The 12,190-nt window shown below is 72.9% G+C and carries 10 protein-coding genes and 1 pseudogene; 3 read left to right on the top strand and 8 right to left on the bottom strand.

What is annotated here, in order from left to right; translation table 11 throughout:
* Positions 1–20 precede the first annotated feature (20 nt).
* The 5 genes from cseC to AS594_RS15600 all read right to left on the bottom strand — a co-directional run bounded on the left by cseC (position 21) and on the right by AS594_RS15600 (position 4,534).
* Positions 21–1,346, bottom strand: a complete 1,326-nt coding sequence (gene cseC, locus AS594_RS15620) for a two-component system sensor histidine kinase CseC (RefSeq protein WP_069927615.1) — start codon at positions 1,344–1,346, stop codon at positions 21–23.
* 40 nt (positions 1,347–1,386) lie between these two features.
* Entirely contained in the window at positions 1,387–2,091 is a 705-nt protein-coding gene (cseB, locus tag AS594_RS15615; protein ID WP_069927614.1) for a two-component system response regulator CseB, read from the bottom strand.
* Between the two features lie 156 nt (positions 2,092–2,247).
* Positions 2,248–2,916: a hypothetical protein gene (locus AS594_RS15610; protein ID WP_079148191.1), complete on the bottom strand. Its 669-nt coding sequence runs from the start codon at positions 2,914–2,916 to the stop codon at positions 2,248–2,250.
* Entirely contained in the window at positions 2,904–3,461 is a 558-nt protein-coding gene (locus AS594_RS15605; RefSeq protein WP_028810284.1) for a SigE family RNA polymerase sigma factor, read from the bottom strand. Before AS594_RS15605 ends, AS594_RS15610 begins: the two co-directional genes overlap by 13 nt.
* Positions 3,462–3,619: 158 nt before the next feature.
* Positions 3,620–4,534: an HhH-GPD family protein gene (locus AS594_RS15600; RefSeq protein WP_069927611.1), complete on the bottom strand. Its 915-nt coding sequence runs from the start codon at positions 4,532–4,534 to the stop codon at positions 3,620–3,622.
* 159 nt (positions 4,535–4,693) lie between these two features.
* Between AS594_RS15600 and AS594_RS43930 the strand changes: the two genes are divergently transcribed.
* Entirely contained in the window at positions 4,694–5,569 is an 876-nt protein-coding gene (locus AS594_RS43930) for a hypothetical protein (RefSeq protein WP_079144580.1), read from the top strand.
* 57 nt (positions 5,570–5,626) lie between these two features.
* Here AS594_RS43930 and disA read toward each other — a convergent pair whose 3' ends face one another.
* Together disA and radA are read right to left on the bottom strand one after the other, a co-directional pair.
* Complete coding sequence (gene disA / locus AS594_RS15590; RefSeq protein WP_069927610.1) at positions 5,627–6,751, bottom strand: DNA integrity scanning diadenylate cyclase DisA; 1,125 nt, start codon at positions 6,749–6,751, stop codon at positions 5,627–5,629.
* Between the two features lie 90 nt (positions 6,752–6,841).
* Entirely contained in the window at positions 6,842–8,257 is a 1,416-nt protein-coding gene (gene radA / locus AS594_RS15585) for a DNA repair protein RadA (RefSeq protein WP_069927609.1), read from the bottom strand.
* Positions 8,258–8,437: 180 nt separating this feature from the next.
* Between radA and AS594_RS15580 the strand changes: the two are divergent.
* A pseudogene (locus tag AS594_RS15580) lies at positions 8,438–10,167 on the top strand (BACON domain-containing protein).
* A 154-nt stretch (positions 10,168–10,321) separates the two neighbouring features.
* Here AS594_RS15580 and AS594_RS15575 read toward each other — a convergent pair.
* Positions 10,322–11,185, bottom strand: coding sequence for a DUF3109 family protein (locus AS594_RS15575; RefSeq protein WP_069927607.1), 864 nt, complete (start codon positions 11,183–11,185; stop codon positions 10,322–10,324).
* A 41-nt stretch (positions 11,186–11,226) separates the two neighbouring features.
* Here AS594_RS15575 and AS594_RS15570 point away from each other — a divergent pair, with 41 nt between their 5' ends.
* Positions 11,227–12,159: a Ppx/GppA family phosphatase gene (locus AS594_RS15570; RefSeq protein ID WP_069927606.1), complete on the top strand. Its 933-nt coding sequence runs from the start codon at positions 11,227–11,229 to the stop codon at positions 12,157–12,159.
* The last annotated feature ends 31 nt before the right edge of the window (positions 12,160–12,190 follow it).

Below are 12,190 nucleotides of genomic sequence, written 5' to 3'. Positions count from 1 at the left end.
CGGTCAGTGCCGCGAGGTCGCTAGCGGCGGGAGCGCGACCGCGGCACCGGCCGCGCCCCGACGTCGGGCAGCTGGACGACCGGGAAGCTGCCGGTGGCGGTCGGCGCGTGCTCCGGCAGCCACAGCACCGCGATGGCGCCGCCGTCCTGGTGCGCGTTGCGGAACGTGAGGCGCGCCCCCAGGACCCGCGCCTGGCCGGCGGCGATGGTCAGCCCCAGGCCGTGCCCGCGCCCCGCCCGGTCGCTGCTGCCCGTACGGAACCGGCTCGGCCCCTCCTTCAGCAGCGCCTCGGGGAACCCCGGCCCGTGGTCCCGCACCCGTACGACCCGGCCCTCGACCGTGACCTCGAACGGCGCCCTGCCGTGCTTGGCGGCGTTGCCCAGCAGATTGCCGAGGATGCGCTCCAGGCGGCGCGGATCGGTGTTCACCCACGACTCGTGCACCACACGCACCACCGCGTCCGGGTGCAGGAGCGCCACCCGCCGGCTGACGAACTCGCCGAGCGCGATCTCCTGGAGCTCCGCCCGCTCCGCCGCGCTGTCGAGCCGCGCCACCTCCAGTACGTCCTCGACGAGCGTGCGCATCGCCTGCGCCCGGTCGCGTACGAGTTCCGAGGGGCGGCCCGGCGGCAGCAGCTCGGCCGCCGTGAGCAGGCCGGTCACCGGAGTACGCAGCTCATGGGCGATGTCCGCCGTGACGCGCCGCTCCGCTTCGAGCCGCTCCTGGAGCGCGTCGGTCATGGCGTCGACGGCGCGCGCGAGCTCGTCGGTCTCGTCGCGCACGACGCCGCCGACCGCGTCCCGCACACGCACCTCCGTATTGCCCTGCGCGACCTTGCCCGCGGCCGCGGCCGCCTTGCGCAGGCGGCGCGAGAGCTGGCCGCCGATCAGGACGCCGAGCGCGCAGCCGCCGAAGACGACCGAGACCGACCCGATGACCAGCGCGCGGTCGACCTCGTCCATGATCGCGGCGCTGCGGTCGGTGAACCGGGTGTGCAGCGACAGCACGTCACCGTTGCCGAGGGGCGCGGCGGCCCATACGTCGGGCACGCCGCCCCGGTGCTCCGAGACGTACGTGGCCCGGCGCCCGTTCGCCATGCTGTCCTTCAGCTCTTCGGGCAGCGCCGGGTCGTTGAGCTTGGTGCCGAACCTGGGCTCGCGCGAGGACTCGTACCAGCGCTGGGCGAACTGGAGGCGCTCGACCTGTACGTCGCGGGCGTTGTCCAGCATCGAGACGCGGGCCGCGTTGTGCACGACGAGGCTGAGCGCGACGGCGATGAGTGCGCCGACGGCGGCGATGGCGAGGCTGATCTTCCAGCGGACGCCGGTGCGCAGGGCTAGACGCATGGTGCGGTGGCCCCGATCTGTGTGCGGACGCGGGCGAACGTCATGCCTTCAACTTGTAGCCGAAGCCCCGGACCGTCTCGATCCGGTCCTGGCCGATCTTGGTGCGCAGGCGCTGCACGTGGACGTCCACGACCCGGGTGTCCCCGCCCCACCCGTAGTCCCAGACCCGCTCCAGCAGCTTGTCGCGCGACAGCACGGTGCCCGGCGCGGACGAGAACTCCAGCAGCAGGCGCATCTCCGTCGGCGTCAGACCGACCGGCACCCCGCCCCGCCGGACCTCCATGCCCTCGGTGTCGACCTCCAGGTCGCCGAAGACGAGCAGCCCGCCGTCGGGCGAGACCCCGTCGTCGTACGTACCGCCCGCCGGACCGCCCGCGTGCCCGAAGCGCCGCAGCACCGCCCGGATACGGGCCACGAGCACCGCGCCGTCGAAAGGTTTCGTCACGTAGTCGTCGGCCCCGGCCTCCAGGCCCAGTACGACGTCGATCGAGTCGGCACGCGCCGACAGCATGATCACCGGCACCGTCGACTCGTCCCTGATCCGCCGGCACAGGCTCACGCCGTCCAGCCCCGGGACCATGACGTCGAGCAGCGCGATGTCCGGCTGGTCGCGGCGGAACGCCTCCAGACCGGAAAGCCCGTCGGGCATGGCGGTGACCACGAAGCCGTCGCGCTCCAGCGCGAGCTGGGTCGCCTCGCGGATGACGTCGTCGTCCTCCACGAACAGGACATGGGTCTCGGCCATCCGCTGCTCTCTGTTCCCTCGGGTCTCGTTGCGGGGTTCTAGCGGTCCTGCGGTCGTGCAGTTCCCTGCGGTCGTGCGGTCGTGCGGTCGTGCGGTCGTGCGGTCGTGCGGTCCCCTGCGGTCCCGCAGTCGTCCGGTCGTGCGGTCGCGGGTCTCTCAGTTGTCCGACGGAGCGGTCATGGCGGGCTCCGAGTCCTCCAGGTCGCGGTCCCCGCCGACCGCCCGGCTGAAGTCGTTGTGCACCTGGTCGCGCACGGTGAACCTGCTCCCGGCCCAGCGGTACGTGATCACTTCTTCCCCGGACGGATACGCCATCGGGTCGTCTTTCCCGTACACCGGCTTCGTCAGCACTAGGTCACCGCGGTCGATCTCGGCGTAGACCGCGGGGGCCTCGGCCGCGAAGACATTCTCGTACGCGTCCCCGTTCTCGCGGTACACATACGTCCCGATGCCCACAGCGTCCCCGCACGTCATCACATTCACCACCACGTCGTTGGCCGGCCCGCCGGTCAGCTTCCCGTACGACGTGTCGACCGGGTACTCGTCCCGCACGCACGGCTTCAGGTCCCGCTTCACCGTGTCGCTGACCTTCGGATCGCCCTGGAGGAGCGCCACCGGGTTCACCCGCTTCGCGGTGGCCGACGACGGCTCGCCCAGTGAAGGAGTCGCCCGCGCCACTGTGTCCGTACGCGCCGGACCCGCGTCGCGCGCGCCCGTCCCCCCGGCGTTGCACGCCACCACGAACAGGCCGACGGCGGCGACCCCGGCCACCGCCGTGCCCCCCGCCGCCCATGAGAACCTGCCGCCCCCGTCTAGGCCGCGCAACGCTCCATCCCCCGTTCGTCACCCTGCTCCGCACGCTCCAGGGCGTGCGCGTCCAGTTCGCGGCTCTCCAGCTCCTGCCGGAGACGGGCCAGCGCCCGGTGCAGCGTGCTCTTGACCGTACCCGCCGACATGCCCAGCGCGGCGGCCGTCTCCTCGGTGCTCATCTGCTCCCAGTGTCGCAGCACGACCACGCTGCGCTGCTTGGGAGCCAGTACGCCGAGTATGTCCATCAGCAGGGCGCGGTCCGCGCGCTGTTCCGTGCCGTCCTCGACGCTCGCGTCCGGCAGCTGCTCGGTCGGGACCTCTTCGAGCTTGCGGGCCCGCCACCACTCGGTCCGCGTGTTGATCATGACGCGGCGCAGGTACGCGTCGGCCAGCGACTTGTCCGCTATGCCGTCCCAGCGGCCGTACGTACGCACGAGGGCGGTCTGGAGAAGGTCCTGGGCGTCCACCGGGTCCGGGACCAGACGCCTGGCGCTCCGCAGCAGAGCATCCTGCCGAGTGCGTACGTACTCTTCGAATTCGAGCACCTCGCCGTGCGCCATGTCAGAACCGCCTCCGTCCCACTGACAAACAGACCCCGTGACCTGCTTGCTTACGGCGGAGACGCTACGGAGGGGTTGTCACGGCACTGTGCGGGCCAGCCCTCGGCGGACGCACGGCTGTCCATCGGTTGTGTAACGGAGATGTGCTCAGGCTGTGCTCAGCTCGCGGGGAGCCGGTAGGCGCCGTTTCCCAGCGGTTCGACGAGCCCGTCGGCGACGAGCCCGTCGAGCGCACGGGCCCGCTGCACCGGTTCGTGCCACACCGCGTCGAGCGCGGCCTGCGGAACCGGTTCGGCCGCTTCCCGCAGTACGGCGAGGAGCTTGCCCCGCACCTGGCGGTCCGTACCGGCGTATGTCTGACCGCGCCGGGGCGGCCCCACGTGCGCCGGCTTGCCCGCGAGCCGCCACGCGCACTGCTGTGCGACGGGGCAGGCACCGCAGTCCGGGCTCTTCGCGGTGCACACCAGCGCGCCGAGCTCCATCGAGGCGGCGGCCCACCGGGCGGCCCTCGCCTCCTGGCCGGGCAGCAGGGCGCGGGCGAGCTTGCGTTCGGCGGCGGTTGTGGCGTTCGGCGGGTACTGGACGCCCGTGACCGTACGGGCGAACACGCGGCGGACGTTCGTGTCGAGGACCGGGTGCCGCTGCCCGTACGCGAAGGAGGCGACGGCGGCGGCCGTGTACTCGCCGATCCCGGGCAGCGCCAGCAGCTGGGCGTGGTCGCTCGGTACGTCGCCGTTGTGCCGGTCCCTTATCGCCACGGCCGCGCCGTGCAGGCGCAGCGCCCGGCGCGGGTAGCCGAGCCGGCCCCACGCGCGGACCGCTTCGCCCGGGGCGTCGGCGGCCAGGTCGGCGGGTCGGGGCCAGCGTTCCATCCACTGTTCGTACACCGGGAGCACACGGCTGACCGGAGTCTGCTGGAGCATGAACTCGCTGACCATCACGGCCCAGGCGCCGGCGTCGGGGCGGCGCCAGGGCAGATCGCGGGCGTTGGCGTCGAACCACGCGATGACGGGGGTGTGGAGGGCGGTGGCGGCGGCGGTGGCGTTCGAGTTGATTTCACTTGTCGCAGTCATGGCACCACCGATCCTGACACGTTTCGGCCCACGGCCGGACGAGGCTCGGTACGGACAGACCGGACGATCTGCGGCGGCCCGGAATGATGATCGTGAAAAGTTGGCCACAGGCGGCGGGTGGGGCAGGAGTTGGGCACGATCTCTCGTACAGTTTGCGCCGTGGGATCTATGCGCAATCCAGTCGGGCCGCTTCCCTCCTCCATTTACTGGCGCCGGAGGGCAGTCGCGCTGTCCCTGCTGGTGCTGCTCGCACTGGTGATCCTATGGGTCGTCATGTCCTCGGGCGGCAAGGACGGCAAGAACGACGGCGCCCGCGGCGGCGCCACCCCCGCGCCCTCCACCATCACCCCCGGACCGGGCTCGTCGGGCCCCGCCATCAGCGAGGACCCGGGCGGCCGTGACGAACCGGGCGGCACGGGCGGCGGCAGCGGCGGCGAGGACGGCGGCGGTGGCGGCGAGGACGGCGGAGCCGGTGCGGACGCCGGCGGCGGCGGTGACGCCGGCAGCGACGGCGCGGGCGACGGCGGGTCAGGGTCCGGTTCCGGTTCGGGTTCGGGTTCCGGTGGGAACGGCGGCGCCGGCGCGGGCGCCGGCAGTGGCGTCGGCACCGGCGGCGGTCAGCGCGTACCGGCCGACTCCAGCATCCCCAACTGCAACGCGTCCACAGTGGAGTTGTCCCTGCGCAGCGTCAAGAACGAGTACGAGCAGGGCGAGAAGCCCACGTTCGAGCTGATCGCCGAGAACACCTCGGGCGCGGCCTGCAAGATGGACTTCGGCCCGAAGGCCGCCGTACTCACGATCACCGACGACGACAACAAGACGGTGTGGACCTCGAAGGACTGCCCGGAGGGACCCGGCAGCCTGCTGCTCCGCGTCCCCGCCCACAGCACCGTCACGCACACCGTCGACTGGGACCTCAGGAAGAGCGCCCCGAAGTGCGCGACACCGTCCGCCGCGACGGTCGACGACGGGACCTACCTGCTGGAGCTGCCGGGAGCGAAGTCCCCGGCGACGTTCACACTGAAGAAGGACTAGGCCAGGACCGGCGCGCGCCGGCCGGGCGGAAGGCTGCCGCGAGCGGCGGCCCTCCGCTCAGACGTAGCGCTCCAGGATCGACGACTCCGCCAGCCGGGACAGTCCCTCGCGCACCGAGCGCGCCCGCGCCTCGCCGACCCCGTCGACCGTCTGGAGGTCGTCGACGCTCGCGGCGAGCAGCTTCTGGAGGCCGCCGAAGTGCTCGACGAGCCGCTCGATGATCGCGCCGGGCAGCCGGGGCACCTTGGCCAGCAGCCGGTACCCGCGCGGCGAGACCGCCGCGTCCAGCGTCTCGGGCGAGCCGCTGTACCCCAGCGCTCGCGCCACGACGGGCAGTTCGAGCAGCTCGGAGTGGGGCAGCGCGTCGAGCTCGGTCAGTGCCTCGTCGACGGTGCGGGAACGCTTCGCCGTCGGCTCCGGAACGTAGTCCCGTACGACCAGCTCGCGCTCCGGCTCGACGCCCGCGATCAACTCGTCCAACTGGAGCGAGAGAAGACGCCCGTCGGTGCCCAGCTCCACCACGTACTCGGCGATCTCGGTCGCGATGCGGCGCACCATCTCCAGACGCTGCGCCACCGCCGTCACGTCGCGGACCGTCACCAGGTCCTCGATCTCCAGCGCGGACAGCGTGCCGGCGACCTCGTCGAGGCGGAGCTTGTAGCGCTCCAGGGTGGCCAGCGCCTGGTTCGCGCGGGACAGGATCGTCGCCGACTCCTCCAGGACGCGGCGCTCCCCGTCGACGTACAGCGCGATCAGCCGCATCGACTGGGAAACCGACACCACCGGGAAGTTGCACTGCTTGGAGACGCGGTCCGCCGTGCGGTGGCGGGTGCCGGTCTCCTCGGTCGGGATCGACGCGTCCGGTACGAGCTGGACGCCGGCCCGCAGGATCTTGGTGATGTCCTTGTCGAGGATCAGCGCGCCGTCGAGCTTGCACAGCTCGCGGAGTCTCGTCGCGGTGAACTCCACATCCAGGACGAATCCACCGGTACACATGGATTCGACGGTCTTGTCCATACCGAGGACGATGAGACCGCCGGTGTTGCCACGGAGGATGCGCTCCAGGCCGTCGCGCAGTCCCTTGCCGGGCGCGACGGCGCTCAGCGAGGCGCGCATCAGCGCTTCGGTGCCCGAGCCTCCGCCGGACTTCCCGGATGCTGCTGCCCGGTCGATGGCTGCCACTGCACTCCTCCGGTCACACGGTTGCGGTGCCCTTGAGGCACTGAACTTCGCCTCGCGTACTCGTACGGGTGGGCGAGACCAGGGCAAAGTCTACCGGCGCTGTTCCTCGCCTTGTGGGGCCTGTGCGCGAGAGCGCCGGGGAAGGACCCTGAGAGCGTCTCCCATGTCGGCGACTTCCACGACCTTCATGCCCGCCGGGACCTTCCCCGGGTCGCTCGGGACCAGGGCGTGCGTGAAGCCCAGGCGGTGCGCCTCGGCCAGTCTGCGCTGGACGCCGGTGACCCTCCTGACCTCCCCCGCGAGGCCCACCTCGCCGATCGCGACGAGGTTCTTCGGCAGCGGGGTGTCGCTGGCCGCGCTGGCGAGCGCGAGGGCGATCGCGAGGTCGGCGGCGGGCTCGGTGAGCTTCACGCCGCCCACCGTCGCGCTGTAGATGTCGCGCTTGCCGAGGGCGGTGATGCGGCCGCGCTGCTCCAGCACGGCGAGCATCATCGACACGCGCGAGGTCTCCAGGCCCGAGGTGGTGCGGCGGGGGGAGGGGATCTGCGAGTCGACGGTCAGCGCCTGGACTTCGGCGACCAGCGGGCGGCGCCCTTCGAGCGTGACCGTCAGGCAGGTGCCCGGGACGGCCTCGGCGCGCCGCGTGAGGAAGAGGCCCGAGGGGTCGGCGAGGCCGGTGATGCCCTCGTCGTGCAGCTCGAAGCAGCCGACCTCGTCGGTCGCCCCGTACCGGTTCTTGACCCCGCGTACGAGCCGCAGCCGTGCGTGCCGGTCGCCCTCGAAGGACAGCACGACGTCGACGAGGTGCTCCAGCAGCCGAGGCCCGGCGATGGCGCCGTCCTTCGTCACGTGCCCGACGAGGAGCGTCGACATCGCGCGCTCCTTCGAGGCCCGGATCAGCGCGCCCGCGACCTCGCGGACCTGCGCCATGCCGCCCGGCGCGCCGTCGATCTCGGGCGAGGCGACCGTCTGGACCGAGTCGAGGACGAGGAGGGACGGCTTGACCGCGTCGAGGTGGCCGAGCACGGCGGACAGATCGGTCTCGGCGGTGAGATAGAGGTGGTCGTTGAGCGCGCCGATCCGGTCGGCGCGCAGGCGCACCTGGCTGGCGGACTCCTCGGCCGTGACGTACAGCGTGCGGTGGTCGTCGCTCGCCGCCTTCGCCGCCACGTCGAGCAGCAGCGTCGACTTGCCCACGCCCGGTTCACCGGCCAGCAGCACCACGGCGCCGGGGACGAGGCCGCCGCCGAGGACGCGGTCCAGCTCGGCGACGCCGGTCGAGCGGGCGGTGGCGGTGCGGCCGTCGACCTGGCCGATGGGGAGCGCGGCGGTACTCACGCGGCCGGCGGCCGTCGTCCGTACGGCGGGCGCACCGGTCTCCTCGATCGTCCCCCATGCCTGGCATTCGGGGCAGCGGCCGAGCCATTTGGCGGTCGTCCATCCGCATTCGGCGCAGCGGTAGGACGGCCGGTCCTTGGCGGATGAACGAGAGGTGCGGGCAGCCATGGGGTGACCGTACAGGTCGGCTACGACAGTCGTCGCCGCACGCCGACACTCGTTCGGCGTACGCCCGCTGCGGCCGGAATCCGGCATTCCTGTCCCCTTTTGAGCGAAGTGTTCACCCGTACGGGTTAAAAGTGCTCAAGGGGTACTAAGGGGGCTGTCTCCGTTGCCTACGGTCGCCGGGTGACAAGCAGCAGGCTGGAGCCCCCTACGCACACCACCGGCGCACACCGGGCGCAGAGCCGTGCGCCCCGGCCGGCGCTCGCGCAGGCCCCCCCGCCCCGGTACGAGCCGTATCTCGACGGCCTGTTCACGTACTGCCTGTCGGTGCTCTGCGACCACGACGCGGCGATCGCGGTGCTCGGCGACGTACTCGCCGTCGCCGAAAGGCAGCACGGACGCTGCCCGTCGCGCGAGCCGGAGCGCAAGGCATGGCTGTACGCGCTGGCGCGATGGGCCTGTCTGCGCCGGGTCGCGGAGCAGAAGCGGCGCAGGCAGGGGGCGCACGGCGGCCATCGCGCGCACGCCGCCCCCGAGCAGTCCGGCGTCGCGGCCGTACCGGACGAGACCGCCGTACGACGACAGCGCGAGCTGGCACTGCTGGCGTGGCCCGAGGCCGCCGGCACCACCCCGAGCAGCGCGAAGCACTGGAGCTGGCGGTGCGCCACGGGCTCGGCCCGCGCGAAGTGGCCGCCGTCCTCGGCCTGGACTATCCCGCCGCCCGCGAACTGCTGGCCGCCGCGGCCTGCGAGGTGGAGCGGACCCGGGCCGCGCTCGCCGTCGTCGAGAGCGGCAGCTGCCCGATCGTCGCCCGGCTGACCGGTGACAACCAGGTGCTGCTCGGCGCGGCCCTGCGCCAGGAGCTCGTCCGCCACGTCGACGACTGCCCGCGCTGCCGGCGCTCCGCCGAGCGGGCGGGGGCCGGCGGGCCCTGGCCGGGCACGGTCGCGGCCTCGCCCGCCGCGCTGCCGGTGGTCCGGGCCCCGCGGGCGGCGGCGTACGCGGCGATGACGCACGTGCCGCGGGCGCGGGTGTCCGCGCCGCGCTTCGGCCGCGACGGCTTCCCGCTCGATCCGAAGGACCACGCGGCGCGGCGCGACCGGCTGCGGACCCGCGCGGTCACCACGACGGTCGTGGCGACCGTCGTCGCCGCCCCCGTGTTCGCGCTCTGGGCGGCGTACCGGGGCGCACCGCTCACCGGCGAGAGCCACAGCGGCGCGTCGGTCACGGCGAGCGAGGCGGACAGTACCGACGGGCCCGGCGCCGGCGCGTACCAGGGTCCCGGCGGCGCCGGCGGACCCGCGTACGAGAACACGGGCAACGCCCGCACCACCCCTCACCCCGACTTCACGGCGGGCGGCCCCTCACCGGACGTGTCGGTCGAGGTCGTCAGCGGCGGTACGTCGATGCCGGGCCGGCCCGGGGAGGAGGGCTCGGGGCGGCTGTCGGTCGAGGCGCGGTCCGCCGGCAGCACCACGGTCGTCACGCTGCGGGCGACCGGCGACGGGCCGGTGTCCTGGTCGGCGTGGACGAACGCGCCCTGGCTCTACCTGAGCCAGACCTCGGGCACGCTGGAGCCGGGCCGGTCGCTCACCCTCTACGTGTCGGTCGATCACGAGCGTGAGCCGGCGGGGCCGTGGCGTGCGCGGATCGGGATCGACCCGACCGGTGCGGTGATCGCGGTGCGCGGCCACGGCCGCACCGCCCCGCCCCCGGCGAACCCGGACCCGCGCCCGTCGACACCCCGGCCGCCCACCTCCGCCGACCCGACGCCCACACCCACGCCTCCGGACCCGACGCCGACCGAGTCGACACCCCCGCCGACCCCGTCGGACCCGGTGCCGACCGAATCGACACCTCCGCCGACCCCGTCGGACCCACCGGCGACGGAGCCGGCGTCACCGACGCCGTGAGCGGGGCCTCGACCGCAACCACATCCGCAACCACGTCCAGCCCCTCCGGCGCGTGAGCAGCGGGCCCGGGGCGGAACCCAGCAGCCCGCCCCGGGCCCGTCACGCCGCCGGGCCCGTCATGTCCCCGGCCCCGTCACGCCGTCACGCCGTCCCGTCACGCCGTCGGCGTCGGCGGGTCCGTCGGCGTGGGCGGGTCCGCCGGATGCGGAGCCATCGGCAGCAGCGACGCAAGCCGCTCCTCGCACAGCTCCACCAGCCGCTCGTACGCCGGCTTCCCCATCAACTCCGTCAGCTCCGGCCGGTACGTCACGTACACCGGATCCCCCGCCCCGTGCGCGGACGTGGCCGACGTGCACCACCAGTGCAGGTCGTGACCGCCCGGCCCCCACCCACGCCGGTCGTACTCACCGATCGAGATCTGAAGGACGCGCGTGTCGTCGGGCCGCTCGATCCAGTCGTACGTACGCCGCACCGGCAGCTGCCAGCAGACGTCCGGCTTGGTCTCCAGCGGCTCCTTGCCCTCCCTGAGCGCCAGGATGTGCAGCGAGCACCCCATGCCGCCCGCGAACCCGGGCCGGTTCTGGAAGATGCAGGAGCCCTCCCAGCGGCGCGTCTGGCGCTCGCCGTCCTCGTCGGTCTGGGTCCAGCCCGACTCCGTACCGACGTCGTGGAACTGCCACACATCCGGCGTGAGCCGCGCGACATGCCCGGCGACACGCTTCTCGTCGTCCTCGTCGGAGAAGTGCGCCCCCAGCGTGCAGCACCCGTCGTCCGCGCGCCCCGCCTGGATCCCCTGGCAGCCGCTGCCGAAGATGCAGCTCCAGCGTGATGTGAGCCACGTCAGGTCGCAGCGGAAGACCTGCTCGTCGTCCGCGGGGTCGGGGAACTCCACCCAGGCGCGGGCGAAATCGAGCCCGCCCTTCTCGTCCTCCACCGGCGCCACGGGAGGAACGGCGGGAGGGTTGATCTTCGGCTGCTTTGTGGCTTTGCCCGGCTTCGCCTTTTTCGTCTTCGACACGGGGCCAAGGGTAAGCGCGCCGCCGCAGTAGCGTTCCGCCTATGAGACTCGGAGTCCTCGACGTGGGTTCGAACACGGTTCATCTGCTGGTGGTGGACGCGCACCCCGGCGCCCGCCCCCTGCCCGCCCACTCGCACAAGGCCGAGCTCCGGCTCGCCGAGCTCCTCGACGGGGACGGAGCCATAGGCGCCGACGGCGTCGACCGGCTGGTGGCGACGATCGCCGACGCGCTCCAGGCCGCCGAGGACAAGGGGTGCGAGGACGTCCTGCCCTTCGCGACCTCCGCCGTGCGCGAGGCGACCAACGCCGACGAGGTGCTGGCCCGGGTCAAGAGCGAGACCGGCGTCGATCTCCAGGTGCTGAGCGGCTCCGAGGAGGCCCGGCTCACCTTCCTCGCCGTCCGCCGCTGGTTCGGCTGGTCGGCGGGCAAGCTGCTCGTCCTCGACATCGGCGGCGGTTCCCTGGAGATCGCGTACGGCATGGACGAGGAGCCCGACGCGGCGGTCTCGCTCCCTCTAGGCGCGGGCCGGCTCACCGCCGCCTGGCTGCCCGGCGACCCGCCGGACGCGCAGGACGTGAAGGCGCTGCGCCGCCACGTACGGGCCCGGATAGCCCGTACGGTCGGCGAATTCGCCCGCTTCGGCAGCCCCGACCACGTCGTCGCGACCTCCAAGACCTTCCGCCAGCTGGCGAGGATCGCGGGCGCGGCCCGCTCCGCCGAAGGGCTGTACGTACAGCGTGAGCTGAGTCGCAAGTCGCTGGAGGAGTGGGTGCCCAAGCTCACCGCGATGCCGGCGGCCCAGCGCGCCGGCCTCCCCGGAGTCTCGGACAGCCGAGCCGCGCAACTCCTCGCAGGAGCCCTGGTCGCGGAGGGTGCGATGGACCTTTTCGGCGTCGACACGCTGGAGGTCTGCCCGTGGGCGCTGCGCGAAGGCGTCATTCTGCGTCGTCTGGATCACTTGCCGACCGCCTGACGCCCACCGGGGGAGGGCCCGTACGCTGTCC

Origin of the sequence: Streptomyces agglomeratus (assembly GCF_001746415.1) — a bacterium.
GTDB classification, from domain to species: Bacteria; Actinomycetota; Actinomycetes; order Streptomycetales; family Streptomycetaceae; genus Streptomyces; species Streptomyces agglomeratus.
The sequence above is the reverse complement of the archived record's forward strand: the minus strand, read 5'-3'. Positions and strand labels throughout refer to the sequence as shown.